The organism is Anaerobacillus sp. CMMVII (genome assembly GCF_025377685.1).
In the GTDB taxonomy this organism is placed as follows: Bacteria; Bacillota; Bacilli; order Bacillales; family Anaerobacillaceae; genus Anaerobacillus.
The window spans coordinates 360254-377837 of the sequence record NZ_JACEHK010000002.1; the positions used below are offsets into that span (position 1 = coordinate 360254).

The 17584-nt window shown below is 35.1% G+C and carries 19 protein-coding genes and 3 pseudogenes; 16 read left to right on the forward strand and 6 right to left on the reverse strand.

The features are described 5' to 3' along the window. Positions 1-64 precede the first annotated feature (64 nt). A pseudogene (locus tag H1D32_RS05855) lies at positions 65-876 on the forward strand (phosphotransferase). A 127-nt stretch (positions 877-1003) separates the two neighbouring features. After that, on the forward strand, positions 1004-1336 hold the full coding sequence (locus tag H1D32_RS05860; RefSeq protein ID WP_261177269.1) for a hypothetical protein: 333 nt from the start codon (positions 1004-1006) through the stop codon (positions 1334-1336). Between the two features lie 241 nt (positions 1337-1577). Here the strand turns inward: H1D32_RS05860 and H1D32_RS05865 are convergent, their stop codons facing one another. The 3 genes from H1D32_RS05865 to H1D32_RS05875 form a co-directional block, all read right to left on the reverse strand. Continuing rightward, positions 1578-1844: a YtzH-like family protein gene (locus H1D32_RS05865; protein WP_261177270.1), complete on the reverse strand. Its 267-nt coding sequence runs from the start codon at positions 1842-1844 to the stop codon at positions 1578-1580. 70 nt (positions 1845-1914) lie between these two features. Then, positions 1915-2436: an RDD family protein gene (locus H1D32_RS05870; RefSeq protein WP_261177271.1), complete on the reverse strand. Its 522-nt coding sequence runs from the start codon at positions 2434-2436 to the stop codon at positions 1915-1917. 806 nt (positions 2437-3242) lie between these two features. Beyond that, on the reverse strand, positions 3243-3572 hold the full coding sequence (locus tag H1D32_RS05875; protein WP_261177272.1) for a hypothetical protein: 330 nt from the start codon (positions 3570-3572) through the stop codon (positions 3243-3245). 254 nt (positions 3573-3826) lie between these two features. On the opposite strand from H1D32_RS05875, the gene H1D32_RS05880 reads away from it, so the two are divergent. The 3 genes from H1D32_RS05880 to H1D32_RS05890 all read left to right on the forward strand — a co-directional run bounded on the left by H1D32_RS05880 (position 3827) and on the right by H1D32_RS05890 (position 6000). Beyond that, positions 3827-4177 carry a hypothetical protein gene (locus tag H1D32_RS05880; RefSeq protein WP_261177273.1) on the forward strand — a complete coding sequence of 117 codons (351 nt, stop codon included), beginning with the start codon at positions 3827-3829 and terminating at the stop codon, positions 4175-4177. Positions 4178-4275: 98 nt separating this feature from the next. Next, the gene (gene trmB / locus H1D32_RS05885) at positions 4276-4914 is read left to right on the forward strand and encodes a tRNA (guanosine(46)-N7)-methyltransferase TrmB (protein WP_261177274.1); all 639 of its coding nucleotides are present in this window, start codon (positions 4276-4278) and stop codon (positions 4912-4914) included. A gap of 228 nt (positions 4915-5142) precedes the next feature. Beyond that, positions 5143-6000, forward strand: a complete 858-nt coding sequence (locus tag H1D32_RS05890; protein ID WP_261177275.1) for a YtnP family quorum-quenching lactonase — start codon at positions 5143-5145, stop codon at positions 5998-6000. A gap of 63 nt (positions 6001-6063) precedes the next feature. Here the strand turns inward: H1D32_RS05890 and tnpB are convergent, their stop codons facing one another. After that, positions 6064-7236, reverse strand: coding sequence for an IS200/IS605 family element RNA-guided endonuclease TnpB (gene tnpB, locus H1D32_RS05895; protein WP_261177276.1), 1173 nt, complete (start codon positions 7234-7236; stop codon positions 6064-6066). Positions 7237-7611: 375 nt separating this feature from the next. Here tnpB and proC point away from each other — a divergent pair. Further along, positions 7612-8402 (forward strand): annotated as a pseudogene (gene proC / locus H1D32_RS05900) (pyrroline-5-carboxylate reductase). Between the two features lie 99 nt (positions 8403-8501). Here the strand turns inward: proC and H1D32_RS05905 are convergent. Then, on the reverse strand, positions 8502-9050 hold the full coding sequence (locus H1D32_RS05905) for a GNAT family N-acetyltransferase (protein ID WP_261177277.1): 549 nt from the start codon (positions 9048-9050) through the stop codon (positions 8502-8504). A 331-nt stretch (positions 9051-9381) separates the two neighbouring features. On the opposite strand from H1D32_RS05905, the gene H1D32_RS05910 reads away from it, so the two are divergent. From H1D32_RS05910 to H1D32_RS05945, 8 genes and pseudogenes are all read left to right on the forward strand, one after another. Further along, a complete protein-coding gene (locus H1D32_RS05910) occupies positions 9382-10017 on the forward strand; it encodes a TetR/AcrR family transcriptional regulator (protein WP_261177278.1) in 636 nt (211 codons plus the stop codon). Between the two features lie 19 nt (positions 10018-10036). Beyond that, a complete protein-coding gene (locus H1D32_RS05915) occupies positions 10037-10684 on the forward strand; it encodes an ABC transporter ATP-binding protein (protein ID WP_261177279.1) in 648 nt (215 codons plus the stop codon). Positions 10685-10882: 198 nt separating this feature from the next. Further along, entirely contained in the window at positions 10883-11608 is a 726-nt protein-coding gene (locus H1D32_RS05920) for an ABC transporter permease (protein ID WP_261177280.1), read from the forward strand. A gap of 1 nt (position 11609) precedes the next feature. Continuing rightward, positions 11610-12332, forward strand: a complete 723-nt coding sequence (locus H1D32_RS05925; protein ID WP_261177281.1) for a hypothetical protein — start codon at positions 11610-11612, stop codon at positions 12330-12332. Positions 12333-12472: 140 nt separating this feature from the next. Next, positions 12473-13801, forward strand: coding sequence for an ATP-binding protein (locus tag H1D32_RS05930; RefSeq protein WP_261177283.1), 1329 nt, complete (start codon positions 12473-12475; stop codon positions 13799-13801). Between the two features lie 18 nt (positions 13802-13819). Next, on the forward strand, positions 13820-14581 hold the full coding sequence (locus tag H1D32_RS05935) for a hypothetical protein (RefSeq protein ID WP_261177284.1): 762 nt from the start codon (positions 13820-13822) through the stop codon (positions 14579-14581). A gap of 67 nt (positions 14582-14648) precedes the next feature. Further along, positions 14649-15139 (forward strand): annotated as a pseudogene (locus H1D32_RS05940) (NUDIX hydrolase). A gap of 8 nt (positions 15140-15147) precedes the next feature. Continuing rightward, complete coding sequence (locus H1D32_RS05945) at positions 15148-15696, forward strand: histidine phosphatase family protein (RefSeq protein ID WP_261177285.1); 549 nt, start codon at positions 15148-15150, stop codon at positions 15694-15696. Between the two features lie 79 nt (positions 15697-15775). Here H1D32_RS05945 and H1D32_RS05950 read toward each other — a convergent pair whose 3' ends face one another. Continuing rightward, positions 15776-16036 carry a DUF2621 domain-containing protein gene (locus tag H1D32_RS05950; protein WP_261177286.1) on the reverse strand — a complete coding sequence of 87 codons (261 nt, stop codon included), beginning with the start codon at positions 16034-16036 and terminating at the stop codon, positions 15776-15778. Between the two features lie 221 nt (positions 16037-16257). On the opposite strand from H1D32_RS05950, the gene H1D32_RS05955 reads away from it, so the two are divergent. Both H1D32_RS05955 and H1D32_RS05960 read left to right on the forward strand, forming a co-directional pair. After that, positions 16258-16668, forward strand: coding sequence for a GNAT family N-acetyltransferase (locus H1D32_RS05955; RefSeq protein WP_261177287.1), 411 nt, complete (start codon positions 16258-16260; stop codon positions 16666-16668). Between the two features lie 7 nt (positions 16669-16675). After that, on the forward strand, positions 16676-17512 hold the full coding sequence (locus H1D32_RS05960; protein ID WP_261177289.1) for a metallophosphoesterase: 837 nt from the start codon (positions 16676-16678) through the stop codon (positions 17510-17512). Positions 17513-17584 lie beyond the last annotated feature (72 nt).

Here is a 17584-nt window from a genome sequence, read left to right on the forward strand (position 1 = left end):
TTGATTGACTTAAGACAAGACTGTTAAAGTTTTTGAGCATAGAGGCACGGTACATTATCGGAAATTGAGGGTGAAGTTGTTGGAACATTTATTAGGAGAAGGGTGGCAGGTTATTCCTGCTGGAGGTGCAACAGGAGAAGCATACTATGCCCAGCACGGTGAAGAGAAGTTGTTTTTAAAACGGAATTCTTCCCCTTTTCTAGCTGTTTTATCAGCTGAAGGCATTGTGCCTAAGTTGTTATGGACAAGACGCTTAGAAAATGGAGATGTTATCACTGCGCAACGTTGGGTTAACGGAAGAGAGTTAAAGTCTTTCGAGATGCAAGAAGAGCTAGTTGCCCAACTTTTACGGAAAATCCATGCTTCTAAAGAACTTCTAGAAATGTTTAAGCGAATTGGTAATGAACCACTCACACCCCAATTGATTGTAAATGAGCTTACTGAAAGATTACAGAATATAGATTTGGACCTAGTGATCATTAATGAAGCAATAGAGTTTTAAAGAAGCAGATAGAAGAAATAGAACCAGAACATTTTGTCGTCTGTCATTGTGACATTAACCATAATAACTGGGTAATTAGTGAAGAAGGGGATCTATTCTTGATTGACTGGGATGGAGCAATGGTTGCAGATCCTGCCTTAGATCTAGGCTTGCTATTATATTGGTATATCCCTAGGGAGGATTGGGGACAATGGTTAACCAAATATGGGGTTTTATTAACTGACGATTTATGCAAACGAATGCGCTGGTATGTAATTTCCCAAACAATTTATGCAATCATATGGCATAAGCAGCGAAGTGCAGAAGACGAAGTAAATTATTGGAATTCGTATTTAGCTGGACTTTTAGACGTTTCAACAGTTGCTGAAAAATAAATGACATTCTTTAAAAGGGATCATCCAAAAGCACTCATAAATGAGTGCTTTTTCTATGCATATCTTTTGATTGAAAAGTGTATCTATTATAGAGGTGAGGATCAAAAACGAAAGAGGAGTATAAAAAATGAAATACATACTGCTTTTTTTCTTAGTTACCGGAATGATATTCTCTCAAATGGACTTTGCCTATGCACATAAAATGGTCATTGAAACAGTAGAGGCAGGGAAAATAAGAGTTGTCTATGAGGATGGAAGCTTTTCAAGAAGAACGATTGTAATTCTTTATGATGCCAATGGGAATGAATTAAGTAGAGGCAGTCTTGACCATGAAGGGTATTTTTTTTATGATCCAAAGAAAGTATCATTGGTTGTAGCAAATGACGGAATTGGTCACCGAGCTGAATGGGAAGTTGGAACGATAAATCAAAAAAAATCGCACCCAATCGATGGTTTATAGCCAGTATTGTCGTATTTATTCTAAGCGGTGTCGCATGGATAACCTCATTACGGACAAATAGGAAAAAACAGCAACGTCTAGATTAGACTGTTGCTGTTTTTATTTGCCATTTTGTTACTTGTATTTGAATTCATTAACTTTTAAAGCTTTATGCCAAAAGCCAAAAAGTAACATTATTTTTGTCCGAGTGACTATTTTTGACATATTTCCTAGGTAATATTATCCTGCTCTGCATCGTAAGTTACTCATGTGGATATGGAACTGTAAGGTCTTCAATTGATTGAAGCCATTGATTAATATCTGGTCCATACTCAGCACAATTTCCGTTAGTACAATACTCAGAAATATTTGCTAATGTTTGTTGCATGCTAGTATCAAGTTGCTCTTGTCCTTGAAGAGCTTCTGCAAGCCGGTGTAATTGACTATATTCGTCTGTAGTTCCATAACCCATTTGTTGTTGATTTTTTAAAATATCATAAAGTAAAGTTAATTGATTTTGATAATTCATAAATACACATCCTTTATGTAACTAAATTTACATGTTAGTTTGTGTACGTTGAGGCTCTTTTATCCACTGGCTAGTAATAGGTGAGATATGTTTTCGTTAATTTGTCTGCGAGAGATTGTTTGTTTTTTGTTAAGGTAAGGATCATCCCCGGAAACAAAACCCACTTAATAATTTCTCTTTTAAAATATGTGATTCGTGAAATTTCACTTGCATTGTCCTTTAAGAGCTTTGTACCAGCAATCATCATTCCGAATGATCGTGGTATTTTAAAAGTTAATGGCAATACAAATACATACAATAGCAAAACTAAAATTTGAATAACTATACCTGTATAAAATAATTGAGGTTCATTTTCCAAAATGTAGGCTCGGATATAAGCGAAATCATTACTTGGAGAGTTTGAAGATGTTATCATCCAAGTAGTAGTAAGTACTCCTACCATAATCCATAAGAAAAACATCGCAGTGATATCATAAAAAAAACCCAAAAACCTACTCCAAACACCTGCACGATATTGAGTTGCAGTGAGTTTTTGTATCCAATAATCATTAGAGCCATAAATACACCTCCCAATATAATAAATATAATACATTTACGTAATATCAGCAGAAAGGTTTCTTAATTTTCACTTTTTTTTGAAAGGGATTTTTAAATACTATAACTTTCACGAAAGAGTGAACCTAATTTATTTATTACTATGTTCTTTTCTAAAGGCTCTTTTCGTAAACATTGTGGCTTTTTAACGTAAAATAATTGGAAAAATTCCTTAGATGAAGATATCACTCAATACATTGAGTAAGAAAAGAGCACTACTTACTAAATAAGTTGTGAAATCTTAGTATTTTTACGAAAGCAACAAACTTTCCGAAAACAGCCTTTCTAAAAGATTGTTGTTATTAGCTTTTAGGTAGTAACCAAGCGAATGCTAGGTTCTTCACGCTGTGCGTGAAGCTTTCGGGAAAAAATAAGCCATTGGGACAAGTGAAATTGGTCCCAATGACTTATTTTTTCTCAAAAGACGACCTAAAAGCAACAAAGTTTACGAAAATAGCTTTGCACTAATAAGCGACTTGTAAATCAAAGCTGTAGATGTCATCAATCGTCACTTTTTTTACATGTTTTAAATAGTTTAGCTTAGAAAATATTTTCAGTAGTGCACGTTCACGTCCTTTTAATGTTGAAAATTGATTTTTTTTGTTTCTTTTAAAAGCTTATCAACTTCTATAAAGAGAAGTGGATAGTGTGGTTGTAGTTGTTTTTTATATCGATGAAACAAATCCTCATCTACATATGCTAGGAAGAAGAGCTTAGTTAATAAGAATAACCCATGTTCATTTTCATAAGGGGAGAATTCTCGAATAGCGCTCCATTGAACAGCGTTTTCTAAAATATCAGTTGCTAAAAGTTCTTCACGATCGATAATTCGGTACCCCTCTTTTTTAAGCCGTTTGGCAATATGGATTTCTTCCATCGTTTGTTGAATGTCATCAATAAAAATTTGGATTGTATCTGATGTATTTTCGCTGTATAAAAACGAAAGAAATTCTTTTTTTCCAATAAGAGAATTTTCTCTAATTCTTGGGCAATCGCAATATCTAGAAGTTCATATGTATATTCGATTAAATCCTTCGTTCCAATAATGATCGTTGCTTTTTCTTTATCAAATAATGTCGTTGTGATTTCACCAAAATCAATAGAGATTGGGTGTAACGTCCCAGATATCATCATGACGTTTTCTTTTTTTATCGCCTGTAAATATTTTTCATATGTTTTTCTGAAACGAAAAGCTCGTTTAATTCTCCTTCTAGAGATGTGTAATAAGGAATGGTATAGCTATATACTGGATCAGGTTGATTTATCATTTTCATCCGCCCCTTTCTCTTTCCATCATTTCCTATTTTAACGGTAATTAACGAAATGTTAAACATTCTGTTTCTTTATGTTAAAATTACCTTTGGAATAATGAAAGTGAGGGCGAAAATTTGATTTTTTCTAACGCAGTAATCGATACTATTTTTGCTGAAGCAGGTACATTGCTACCAAATGTCAAAATGCATCAAAATGAACTTATTGAAGAAATAAAAATGTTCGAATTTACGATGACTCAAGTAAAACAACATCCATGGCAAAATGTTTCTATAGAACAAGTCCAACGGGATCAATTCAGTACATTGTATCAAAATATCCAAAGTTCTTATGTTGGTGATGATCCAGAGGAAGATTACAAGGAAGTTATTGTATGGAAAATTAAGGATATGCTTTATGTAACGGCAGCAGTAGATCACGATCCTAGTATTAGTGTTAAATGGGATGTTGTCGTTTTCAACGGTTAGAATAGTAATAACTAAGCAAAAAGTAAAAAAACAGTCTTCTTTAGCAGGAATTTAAATAAAAAAATTGAATTTTACATTTTAAGTGAGGATGACGAAATATGAGATTAAGGAATAAACCAGGTGCGACAGAGGAGCTTTTACAGCATCCTACGATCGTAATTCAAAATGCTGAAACTAGAAAAGGGAAATGGCATGAAATATTTGGAAATAACCATCCGATTCATATTGAGGTAGGTACAGGAAAAGGACAATTTTTAACCGGAATGTCTGAACTACATCCGACGATTAATTATATTGGTGTTGAAAAGTATGATAGTGTCATTATTAGCGCATTAGAGCGTATTCAAGAAAGTGGAAGACAAAACTTTAAACTATTAAATGAAGATGTGAATAATTTGACAAGTTACTTTCTAACAGGGGAAATTGACCGGGTGTATATCAACTTTACTGATCCATGGCCGAAAAATCGTCATGAAAAACGTCGCTTAACACATGAAGGTTTCTTAAAAATGTACGAAGAAGTTTTGAAGAAGAATGGTGAAATACACTTTAAAACAGATAACCAAGCTTTGTTTGAATATTCATTACACAGTTTTTCGAAATACGGCATGATCTTAAACAACGTCAGCCTAGATCTACACAATAGTGATATTGAAGGTAACATAATGACAGAGTACGAAGAAAAGTTTTCACGTAAAGGGATGAGAATTTATCGTTGTGAAGCTCAATTCCGGTAAAACTAGAATTTTCTTACGTTACTTTTAGCCTTTTAAGTCGTGGCCAAGCATATGCTTGGCTCTTCATTCTTTGCGTGAAGCTATTGAGATATGACCTCTGTTTAACGAAAACATTTATGTGAACTTTGTATTTTAATGAATTTCATCATTCATTATTTTCGCAACTACATTTAGATTGTTATAGCTCGGTTTTTAGCTAAAAAAGTATTTAATAAAGGGGGATAAACTGTGGAACATTTGAAAGTAGGAGATTTAACATTAACTTGGTTAAATGGAGGGGTAACCCATATGGATGGAGGAGCTATGTTTGGAGTAGTCCCAAAGCCATTATGGTCAAGAACATATCCTCACAATGAACAAAATCAAATTGAGCTTAGAACGGATCCGATTTTAATTCAAGTGGATGGTAAAAATATTTTAATTGAAACTGGTATCGGAAATGGGAAGTTTTCTGATAAACAAAAACGCAACTATGGAATTACTGAGGAAGCTTCTCTCATAGAAAACCTTAGCCAATTAGGGTTAACAACTAAGGATATTGATTTCGTCTTAATGACCCACATGCATTTTGACCATGCTAGTGGAATAGCCAAATGGGAGAAAGAAGAGCTTGTTCCTACTTTTGAAAATGCCACAATTTATACGAGTGAAGTTGAATGGAACGAATGTAAAAACCCTAACATTCGTTCACGTAATACGTATTGGGAACAAAACTGGAAACCAATAGAGCATCAAGTTTCTACATTTAAAGAGATGGTAGAGGTCGTTCCTGGAATCGAAATGCATCATACTGGTGGCCATAGTGATGGCCATAGTATTGTTACAATCTCACGAAATGATGAATATTTTATTCATATGGCTGACTTAATGCCTACACATGCCCATCAAAATTCACTTTGGGTCCTAGCATATGATGACTATCCTCTTGATTCAATCTTTGCAAAGGAAAAATGGGTAAAGCTTGGTTTAGAAAAGCAAGCTTGGTTTATTTTTTATCATGACTATAAGTATCGCGCTTTAAAGTGGGATCAAGCTGGTAGGGAAATAGTGCAAGAAGTTTTACGAAGTGAACTACCCACCACTTAATGCTCTAACTAAAATTTGAAGTGGGGGCTTCCTAAGAACATAAACCAAACAGTTCATTATAGATTAGGCGATCCCTGCCGTTCCGACAGTTAATCGTAACGCTTCGCTACGAAGATTTATACTTGCGTTAACGTCTCTTTGGTGATGAGTCCTACACGATGGGCAGTCCCACTCACGTAAAGCAAGATGTTTCACGTCTTTATGTTTGTAGCCACAACACGAACACAATTGGCTACTGGCAAAGTTCTTGGCTACAACTACCACTTGTTTTCCATACCACCTTGCTTTGTATTCCAGCATCTTGCGAAATTGATACCAAGATACTTCACAAATTGCTTTGGAAAGGTTGTTGTTCTTTAACATGTTTTGGACTGACAAATCTTCAATCCCAATAATGTCGTGGTTTTTGACAATATGAGTTGAAAGTTTGTGCAAAAAGTCAGTACGGGCGTTGGTAATTTTTTCGTGGATCTGAGCAACTTTTCTTTGTTGTTTGTGCCAGTTTGAGGAACCTATGGTTCTTCTAGAAAGGGTACGTTGTGCCTTCACTAACTTTTGTTCAAGCGAGTGAAACCACTTTGGATTTTGATAGATAGACCCATTCGAAAGGGTTGCGAAAACTTTAATTCCAACATCCACACCAATAGACGAATGTGTTTTAGGATATGCCTCTACTTCTGTCTCTACCAAAATACTAACAAAGTATTTACCACTCGGATTACGTCTAATCGTCGCATTCAAAATACGCCCACTGATATCACGATTTTTTGCATAACGGACGTAACCTAGTTTTGGCAATTTTATGTGACGATCTAATACGACGATATTGCCGTTAGTCTGTTTAGTGGTATAGGACTGAACCTTATTCTTCTTTGACTTAAAACGAGGTGCATTAGTCTGTTTTTTGTAGTAACGGGTGTAAGCATCACTTAAGTTCTCTACAGATTTTTGAAGAGCTATACTATCGACTTCTTTTAGAAAAGGGTACTGTTTCTTTAACAAACGAACACCTTTTACTGCGTCATACTTTTGAAAAAATTCACCTTTCCAATTATTTGAGGGAAGCTGCCCGGATTGCTTTAGTTCTTCAACAATATACCAATAGGCATCTTTATCTTTTTGCTTGCTCAGAAAAAAATTGAACACAAATCGGGCACAGCCAATCGTTTTATTAATGAGCTCCGCTTGCGATTTTGTTGGATAGATACGGAATTTATAGGCCTTATGTACACCCAAGATCTCACCTCCTTTTTTATCCATATTATACCACAAATAAGAACCCTTGTTCTTATTTTTTTAAAAAAGCCATAAATCCCCCACTTACTCGCAAACTCCTTGAAGTGGGGTTCTTCTGGCTAAAATGATAAATAGCTAAATAAAGTATTGAGAGCCGATATCTTAGCGTATCGGCTCTATTATTTAGATTAGCAACAAATGGTTGCGTTTTCATTCACTATCTCGACTTAATACACATGACTTCACTAAAACCGGTTGTTTTCTTGTTTAACACCATGATAGCATGATAAAGCATGGAAAAAGATAGGAGAGTGACAGTTGATGTTTAAAAACGAAACGATTGCATTTATAGGTGCTGGTTCAATGGCTGAAGCAATGATTGCTGGTTTATTAAAAAATGAAATTGTCACTTCTGATCAAATTATCGTAACAAATAAAAGGAATAAACAGCGTAAAAGCGAACTCAAAGAAAAGTACAAAGTAGTAGTTAGTGATGATCTAGATTACGCAGTAGAGCAATCAAGCATTATCATTCTAGCGATAAAGCCAAAAGATGTTACTTCAGTAACTACAGCACTAAGACAAAAAGTGCAAAACGACCAGGTGATACTGTCTGTTTTGGCCGGTATTAGTACCCCATTTTTAGAGGAAGAGCTTGGGATTGAAGCGCCTGTCATCAGGGTCATGCCGAATACGTCAAGCATGATTGGAGAGTCAGCTACTGCCATATCTGGTGGTAAGTATGTAGGAATGCCGCATATTATGTTAGCAAAAAAACTTTTACTAGCGATTGGTGATGTATTTGTCATTCCTGAAGAGGAAATGGATGTTTTTACAGGTGTAGCTGGGAGTGGTCCAGCCTACTTTTATAAGCTTATTGAGCATTTGCAAAAGCTGGTTGTGACGGGGGGTTAAATCCAGCGTTAGCAAAAGAGATTGCTGTTCAAACGATTGTTGGGGCTGCAAAAATGTTGGCTGAAACGAGAACTGATCCAGCAACATTACGAGAAAATATAACATCCCCGAACGGTACGACAGAAGCTGGACTAAAAGCACTAGACGATGCCGGAGGTTGCACTGCAATAGAAGCTGCTGTCAAAGGTGCAACTCTTCGTTCAAAAGAACTACGAACCGAGTTTGAGAGCATAACTGTTAGGGAGTTATGAGTGTTGAGTTTTGAGTTAGTGAAAGTAGTGCTTCGAAGTCCTTCGGGGTTTGCTTCGGAGCTTTACTAAAAAATCACTCAAAACTCTTCACTCAAAACTCTACACTTCCTTTATCCATTCCTCTTTTAGCATCCCGTAGACGATGTGGTCAACATAGTGATCGTAAAGCCACTCACCGTTACGAATTTTCCCTTCATTTGTAAAATTGAGTCTTTCTGGGATTGCTCTACTTTTAAAATTACCCTCTGCAGCGCGAATATCAACTCGATTTAGTTTAAGGTCATTAAAGGCATAACTAATTAATGATTTGGTAACTTTCGTCATAATTCCCTTTCCTTGATACTCGTGACCAAGCCAATAGCCGATATAGGCAATTTTGTTTGACCAATCAAGCTCATTAAAACCGACAACCCCGACAATGTTCCCTTTGTGTAAAATGACAGTGTTTAAGCCTTTATTTTCAGCATAATTTTTTAAACAAAATTTAATAAATTCTCTAGTATCTTCAACTTTCGTTGTTTGATCTAACCATGGAAGCCATTCTCTTAAATAGGAGCGTGATCTTTCGGTTAACTTAAATAGTTCTTGGTCATCTAGTAAGCTAATTAATCTAATCGCAATGTCATCGTCAATTTTGTGTACAAACATTTCCATTCCCCCTTTAAGTTTTTATGTAGAGTAACACACAATGGTATGTAGTGCATTAAAATATTTTCAAACTAGTGGATATTATGACAGTGTTGTCATATAATTTAAATATGACAACACTGTCATATAGTCCGTGCGCACCGGTACTTGCGTTTATTTTAAAAGATAAGTATAAAATTTCGTCTTAAAAAATGTCTAGCTTCAGTGCCCAGCCCCTCGAGGTCAAATAACCTTCCAGTTAAAAAGTGAAAAAACCACTTTTTACTGGAAGAACATTTGCTTGTCGGGGCTAAATGAGCGCTTGCGCTTTTCTTAGGAAGGAAGGATTGTCTTGCCAACACAAACATTTTTTAATTTACCTGTAGATAAGCGAGAGCGAATTACAAGTGCTGCTATCAGTGAATTTGCTGCTAATTCTCTTAATCAAGCCAGTATTGCTAGAATTATTGAAGCCTCGGGCATTTCGCGTGGCAGTTTTTATCAATATTTCACAGATATTAAGGATCTTTATAAGTACATCTTTGAAAAAGTAGGTCAAGAAAAGCTCGTCTATATATATGAAGTTGTTGGGAAAATTGAAGAATTGAATACTTTTGTGTTCATGAAAGAGATCTATAAAGCTGGAATTCGCTTTGCAAGTGATCATCCGAAATTAGCTCAAATGGGAAATAAGTTTTATAAGGAAGAAACGAGTGTCAAAAATGAAATCATGGAAGATATTGTTGAAAAGTCTCAGCAATTTTATGAAGGTTTATTAATAAAAGGCATTGAGAAAGGAGACGTGGATCCAAATATCGATGTCAAAATCGCCTCAAAGTTATTTTATACGATGAACCTAGCTGTCGTAGACAATTTTTTAGCTAAGACAGAACACGAGCACTTTCTTGATGATGTCGAAGCTTATTTACAGGAAGTAGACAAAATGCTTTACATGCTAGAGCATGGGCTAAAAAAGAAAGACTACTAACCTAATGGGGGAATTTAGAATGTTCCAAGTAAAAGATTTAAGCTTTAAGTACCCAAAAAATAAAGAAAATACAATTGAAAAGATTAGTTTTGAAATTAAAGAGGGGGAAGTGTTTGGATTATTAGGACCAAGTGGTGTTGGCAAAAGTACGACGCAAAAAATTCTAATTAAACTGTTAACAAATTATCAGGGAGAGGTGCTTTACAAAGGCCAAGATCTTACTTCATATGGAAAAGAATTTTATCAGGAGATTGGCGTTGGGTTTGAGATGCCTGTTCATTTCTCTAAACTTACGGCAAATGAAAATTTAACATTCTTTAAAAAATTATACAAAACAAGTGCTAATACAGATGAACTTCTACAACAAGTTGGGTTATACGAAGATCGTAATAAACTTGTAAATGAGTTTTCAAAAGGAATGAAGGCAAGGTTAAATTTTGTAAGAGCATTAATAAATAAGCCTAAAATCCTTTTTTTAGATGAGCCAACAAATGGACTTGATCCAAAAAATGCGAGGACGATTAAAGCAATCATTAAACAATTCCAAGAAGAAGGCGGAACTGTTTTACTAACGACCCATTTAATGAATGATGTTGATGAGCTTTGTGATCGAGTTGCGTTTATGGCTAATGGGAAAATTGCGGAAATCGATACACCGAAAATTTAAAGTTAAAACATGGAGATCGTAGAGTAGAAGTAGAATATAAGGAAAATAAAGATGTTGCCAAGAGGTCCTTTGATTTAGATGGAATCAGCACGAGTGATGAATTTATGGAAATTGTCAAAAAGCGAGAGATCATCACAATTCACAGTAAAGAAACAACCCTTGATGATATTTTCATAAAAGTGACTGGGGTGGAGAATAATGAGTAACTTTCTCATTTTATTCGGTGGAGAACTCCAGCGAATGAAAAAGTATCACATATTAGGTGCTAGCTTCATCATCGCCTTCCTATGGATCGGGGTTTTACACTTAACAGAAATTCAAAATGTTAGTACTATTTTTCCGTTACTATTATTCTTAGATGCTACGTCAATGTCAATTTTAATGATTGGCGTGACGATGTTTTTTGAGAAACAAGAAGGAAGTATGAAAAGCTTGCTAGTTTCACCAATCCATAAACTAGAATATATTGCAGCAAAAACAAGTGCAAACATCGTTTCAAATCTAATTACCTTAGGTATTTTGTATGCGTATGCTTTATTCTTTAAAGATCTGGATCTAAACATTATATGGCTTATTTTTGCAGTTATTTTCGTTTCCTTTTTTCATTCTTTATTAGGGTTCTTGTTTACGTATTATTCCAAAGATTTTACAGATTTACTGATGGCGATGATGAAGTATGCTTTTGTCTTTATCATACCGGTATTACTCGAACAAGTCGGCTTAATAACGAATGATTTCTTTGTAAAACTATTGTATGCAATTCCCACGAAGGCTTCGATGATCTTACTAAATGCTTCAATTGGGGCAGTTGAGACATGGGAGATTGTTCTTTCTATTATCTATTTGTTTGTCATTTCTAGTGGAGTATTGATTGTTGTTTTAAAAAAGCACGATGAATTTGCTCTAAAAGAAAGTGGTGTATAACATGTACAAAAGCTTTTTAACTAGTGAATGGAAAAAATGGCTAAGGGACCCGCTTTTGAAATTTATGGTGTTTTACCCGATTTTATTTGGAGTTATTGGTCGCTATGTTTTACCGCTGATTGCGGAAAATACAGGATTTAGTATTGAGTATTTTGCTGATTTAATCATCGTTATCCTAGTTCTTTTAGTCCCACATGTCTACGGAGCTCTGATAGGGTTTTCTATTTTAGATGATCGAGATGATCACATCCTAACATCGATCCATGTTACACCATTAGGCATTCATCAATTTCTTTCATTTCGAATAACAGTTGTTCTACTCCTCTCGTTTGTAGCTACCGCCTATGTCATTTGGTTTTCGAATATTGCAGATTTAAGTATCGCAAATATCTTGATGATTTCATTATTAGTTTCATTAGCAGCACCAATGACCGGTCTTTTTATCAACGCCCTGGCCAAAAATAAAATTGAAGGATTTGCGGTGATGAAAGGCTCTGGAATGATCATCATTTTTCCAATCGTGTCATTGTTTTTTCTTGATAAGAAAGAATTGCTTTTTTCATTTGCCCCTGGTTTTTGGCCAGCAAAGGCAATTAGTAGTCTGATCCGCGGAGAAGAGATTATGCTTCTTACGTTTAGTCAATATTATCTGATCGGTTTCGTCTATATCCTTTTATTAAATTTCATTGTCTACAAAATATTTCTCTCAAAAGTAAAAGTATAATGGACTAAAAAAAATTATAAGGAAAGCGCATGTAATTATTCATTACATGCGCTTTCTTGTTAAAAAGTTATACTTTTCTGAGAAGTTAGTATATTATTTTAGTAGATTTATTAAATCCGAGAAGGATGTGCAATTCCTATATGAGCGGTATTGAAACATTTCTAATAAATATATTTTTTATCAGTGTATTCCTGTTACTCGTACCGTTACTTATAGAAAGATCGCCTAAGCTACTTTCAGTAACTCAGAAAAAAACGATCGTAACAGTTTCTGCTGGCTTAGGAATTATTAGTTGCATGGTATTTCCGATTACCATTCTTGAGGGATTTTTCTTTGATTTAAGGTGGATTCCTGCTATTGTGGGTGGTTTATACGGAGGGGTCCCAGCAAGTATTATTCTAATTGCAATTACGTTAGCTTTTAGGATTTTGATTGGTGGAGGAGGTATATATCCGACAATCATTATGGGTGTAGTTGTCTTAGTATTTCTCATAATTCTAACGAAGACTTTTAATGAGTCCTCAAGGAAGAAAAAATTGATTATTGGAAGTTGTTTTTCGTTAGTTATAGGCATAGTAGTTTTAGTGGTACTAAATTCTTTATTTTATATTTCAATAAGTCCATCGTTAATTTTAGTGTATTTAATTTTAACACCATCTACTACCTTACTCGTAATTTACATAATAGAGGTGATCCACGAAACGATTATCCTAAATGAAAAATTGATAAAGGCTGAAAAAATGGAGGTTGTAAGTCACTTGGCTTCTTCCATCTCTCATGAGGTTCGGAATCCTTTAGCTGTAGTGCGAGGCTTTCTACAAATGATGGAACAGATGAACGTGTCTGACGAAAAAAGAGCTGAATTTTTAAAGATATCGATAGCTGAGATCGATCGAGCAAACGATATTATTAGAAATTACCTAACCTTTGCAAAGCCTTCATTAGAAAATATTGAAATAATGGATATAAGAGAAGAATTAGAGAAAGTTGTAAATATGATTTCACCGTTGGCTAACATGAACTGCGTTGAACTAAAAGGTAAGATTGATCAATCTTATTTCATTAAAGGAGAACCACAACTAATTCAACAATGTTTACTAAACATTACAAAAAACTGCTTAGAAGCCATGCCTGATGGCGGAACACTTTCTATTAAAACTTCACAGGTTCATAAGGAACTTAGAATTGAAATAACTGATAGTGGGCAAGGAATGACTGAGGAGCAACTCTCTCGAATAGGAGAACCATACTTTACAACGAAGGGCCGTGAGGGAACAGGCCTCGGTATGATGACAGCAATACAAATTATAAAAATGATGAAGGGCAGGATAAATGTTAAAAGTAAACTGAAAAAAGGAACTACTTTCTATATATTTTTACCTTTAGTAGATAAAGAATTTAGTGAAGTAGCAGCAGCAATTAATTCAAGTGAACAACAGTTTACTAGGGACCACTCGTACATTACATAAGATTGAAGGTAGGTGTTCATGATCAAAGCTCCTGAAAGTATTTTAACTATTTGGAAAAAATTTGATGATTTTCCGATGGAAACACTAACTAAAGCATGGCTTATACATAGCCGTAGAGAAAGAAAACAACGAGTTGTTTCGCAAATGAAGGAACACAGAATTCAATACGGTATTACAGGGAACTGCTTTGATCTTGCTTTATGGTTACTTGATGAATTTAGGAAAGCGGGGGCAACTGCCTACCCAATTGGACATAACTTACATACTCCGTCTGCTCATGCTGCTATCATTGTCTTAGATGAATTAGGCAGAAGATATCTTTGTGATTTAGGTGATCAGTGGCTACAGCCTATTCTCATTGAAACAACTAGTGAAGACTTTACCGAAGAAAGCCTTAATGGTTTTTTCCCAGCTGCAAAGGTTCAAGTAAAGGCAGATGCGAGTCATATTAAAATAATCTATCATCGACCAAATGGAAGGGTGTCAAAGCAAATATACGAAACTAGACCAATAGAGGTAAGTGAATTTTTAACTGCGGCACAGTTTTCTCATAACATACTTAAACCTAGACCGTTATTAGAATGCCGAACTCGCTATAAAAATGAAGTTGCCCATTGGGAGTTTTACAATTGGAAAAGCTTTCTAAGTACAACTGAAGGAATTTTTCATGATCCTAAACTAGATACCTTAGATCATTGTGTTAACATCCTTCACGAAAAGACCGGGTATGATCAAACCTTTTTGAAAGAAGCCTTAACAATTTATCAGAGAATAGGTTAATCCTACATCTAAGCTCAATTAAAAAAACATGGGTTAATGATAATTGCTTTTATTTGAGGAGGACACAATGACATTAGAAAACTATCATCGTGCTTTTGGGGTTTATGGGATATGTCCGTTAAATAGAAAATTATTATTAATAAAAAGAATGTTGGACCTTATATTCATCGTTACGATTTACCAGGTGGTAAATTGGAAGATGGAGAAAGTCTACTTCAGGGGATCCATCGCGAGTTTTTTGAAGAAACGGGTTTTTATATTGAAGCAAAGAAAAACTTAGGCGTTGTTGATTTTATGTTGCCATGGAAATGGCGAGATATTACCCATCTTCACCATATTGCTGTGTTTTATTTAGTCAAGTTAGTCGGTGGAGGATTTCATGATCCAGAACAGTTTGAAGGCCAGGATTCAAATGGTGCACTTTGGGTTTCGATTGATGAAGTTACAAAGGATAATGCTTCACCCTTAGTACTTAAAGCTATTGAATGGATGGAAACAAGGAAATTAGGAATGGAAGTAATCCATTATGAACAATTTGAAGTAAAGAAAATAAAATAGGTGATAAAATGAAAAAAATTTATTTAGTACGGCACTGTACAGCTGATGGACAGCCTCCTGAAGCGAACCTTACTGAAGATGGGTATAGCCAAGCTGAAAGTTTAGTGGAGTTTTTTAAGAACCGAGAGATAGACCGAATTATATCTAGTCCTTTTCGTAGGGCTATTCAGTCAATCAAACCATTCGGTGAAAACAAAAATATTCAGGTTGAGATTGACGACCGGCTCGCTGAAAGGATTTTAAGTTCAGAGAATCTAGATAATTGGCAAAGCAAGTTAGAGGCAACGTATGTTGATCTTGATTTAAAATTTACTGGTGGCGAATCAAGTAAAGAAGCAATGACCCGAATATTGAGTGCTGTAGAAGAGGTTTTTCAGGGTGATGAAGAAAACACGATCATTGTCACACATGGTAATCTCATGAGTTTACTTTTGAACCATTTTGATCAAGGCTTTGGCTTTCATCAGTGGAAGGAAATTACCAACCCTGATGTTTTTTTAATTGAAGAAGGAAATTCGAGATTTGTTAGAGTGTGGGAGAATAAGAGCAAGTTCTAGGGATAATTATAATTTCCCGCAAATTCACTGAGTAAATAAGACAAAAGGCGATACGAAAATCCTCGTCCCGCCTTTTGTCTTATTTACTTTCTGCTAACAACTCTTCATAAGGTGTTAAGTCAATTTTTTTTGATTTAAGAAGCTTTACAGCTCGATCTTGCATAGCTCCAGGGGAGGCGATAATGTACCCTTTTACAACATCTTCTTTCGTAATTGTTTCTCCTGCTGCTACATCTTTAATTTTCTTTTCAATACCTTTTCGCGCCATTGGACGAGCAAAAATTGGGATAGGTTTAAGTAGTTCCTCTAATAGTTCTTTTGCTTCAGTGTTCCATTCCATGAATATTCATTCCTTTCATTTATGTAAAAAAAATTTCATTATGACAATAAAATCATATACTGAGTACTACGAGAATGCAAAAAAGATGCTTAAAGTTGTTTTTGTCAAATACTCTATCAGTTTGGTTACTATAAGATTATTTTATACATATTAAAATCTTAGGCTACCCAATAAATTGATATATTTGGTAAAATAAGACGACAAATACTGGAGGTGGGAGTATGGGTATTGTATATAAAGAAAGTGTTGAGATCTCTTATGACGAAATCTATAATCTTTATCAAAATTTGAACTGGACTTCTTATACGAATGATATGCCAAGGCTAGTCTCAGCAATTAATCATTCGTTAACTGTGGTGTCAGCTTGGGATGAAGAAAAACTTGTAGGATTAATTAGAGTCGTTGGTGATGGTCTTACGATTATTTATATCCAAGATATTTTAGTGTTAGAGGCTTATCAAAATAAGGGGATTGGCTCAGAGTTAATGAGCAGAATTTTAACCAAGTATGGTGATGTTAGACAAAAAGTTTTATTGACGGAGGATTCAATTGCTGTACGGTCATTTTATGAGAAGCATAGGTTCGAGTCTTGTGATAAAGGTAAACTGGTTGCATTTGCAAAATTACTCTAGTCTGAACATGAAACCTATTAAAAAGTTGCTGCTCTTTATTTTAGCTGTATTTTTCTTCTGGTTTTTATATTATCAAAATAATGGTTTAACAATTACTGAGTACGAGATACAGTCAAGTAAACTACCTGAGAGTTTCGAAGGGTTTACGATTGTACAATTGTCGGACTTACATAATAAATCGTACGGAAAAACATTACCTAGAAAAGTAAATCAAACCAATCCAAATATCATAGTTTTCACAGGTGATTTGGTTGATCAAAAAAATGATAACGAATTTGAGAGTCTTCAGTTAATGGAAGAGCTAATGCAAATAGCGCCTGTTTACTTTGTTACTGGGAATCACGAATGGTGGGCGGGGAACTTCAGTTCATTAGAAAATCAATTAAAAATCATTGGTGTGAAAGTGCTAAGAAATAGCTTTGAAGTGATAGAATTGGCTGAAGAAGAAATAGTTCTCATCGGTATTGATGATCCAGCAGTCGCTAGTGTGGTTGACGAGTTTAGTACGGTGGAAAGAGCCTTAGAAGATGCCTTAGTTGGTGTATCGGATCAATTTTCAATTTTACTTTCGCACCGTCCTGAAATGTTTTCTTTATATGTTGCTTTTGAATTTGATTTAATTTTTTCGGGTCATGCCCATGGTGGTCAAATTAGGCTGCCATTTCTAGGAGGCCTTATTGCACCCAATCAAGGCTTTTTTCCGAAATATACGTCAGGTGTACATCGAGAAAGCAATTCTACGATGATCATCAATCGTGGCCTAGGGAATAGTATCATCCCGCAAAGACTATTTAATAGACCAGAGATTGTGGTTGTAAACCTAGAAAGATTGAAACCTTTTTAGAAAGGCTCTTTTCGTAACATTGCTCCTGCGGTTACTCGTCGCACAAAAAAACATTGCTCCTATGGTTACTCG

Coding starts and splice junctions, on each gene's coding strand:
- H1D32_RS05860 (WP_261177269.1), top strand. CDS start 1,004: ATGAAATACATACTGCTTTTTTTCTTAGTTACCGGAATGATATTCTCT.
- H1D32_RS05865 (WP_261177270.1), bottom strand. CDS start 1,844: ATGAATTATCAAAATCAATTAACTTTACTTTATGATATTTTAAAAAAT.
- H1D32_RS05870 (WP_261177271.1), bottom strand. CDS start 2,436: ATGTATTATATTTATTATATTGGGAGGTGTATTTATGGCTCTAATGAT.
- H1D32_RS05875 (WP_261177272.1), bottom strand. CDS start 3,572: ATGATGATATCTGGGACGTTACACCCAATCTCTATTGATTTTGGTGAA.
- trmB (WP_261177274.1), top strand. CDS start 4,276: ATGAGATTAAGGAATAAACCAGGTGCGACAGAGGAGCTTTTACAGCAT.
- H1D32_RS05905 (WP_261177277.1), bottom strand. CDS start 9,050: ATGTTTGTACACAAAATTGACGATGACATTGCGATTAGATTAATTAGC.
- H1D32_RS05915 (WP_261177279.1), top strand. CDS start 10,037: ATGTTCCAAGTAAAAGATTTAAGCTTTAAGTACCCAAAAAATAAAGAA.
- H1D32_RS05920 (WP_261177280.1), top strand. CDS start 10,883: ATGAGTAACTTTCTCATTTTATTCGGTGGAGAACTCCAGCGAATGAAA.
- H1D32_RS05925 (WP_261177281.1), top strand. CDS start 11,610: ATGTACAAAAGCTTTTTAACTAGTGAATGGAAAAAATGGCTAAGGGAC.
- H1D32_RS05930 (WP_261177283.1), top strand. CDS start 12,473: ATGAGCGGTATTGAAACATTTCTAATAAATATATTTTTTATCAGTGTA.
- H1D32_RS05935 (WP_261177284.1), top strand. CDS start 13,820: ATGATCAAAGCTCCTGAAAGTATTTTAACTATTTGGAAAAAATTTGAT.
- H1D32_RS05945 (WP_261177285.1), top strand. CDS start 15,148: ATGAAAAAAATTTATTTAGTACGGCACTGTACAGCTGATGGACAGCCT.
- H1D32_RS05950 (WP_261177286.1), bottom strand. CDS start 16,036: ATGGAATGGAACACTGAAGCAAAAGAACTATTAGAGGAACTACTTAAA.
- H1D32_RS05955 (WP_261177287.1), top strand. CDS start 16,258: ATGGGTATTGTATATAAAGAAAGTGTTGAGATCTCTTATGACGAAATC.
- H1D32_RS05960 (WP_261177289.1), top strand. CDS start 16,676: ATGAAACCTATTAAAAAGTTGCTGCTCTTTATTTTAGCTGTATTTTTC.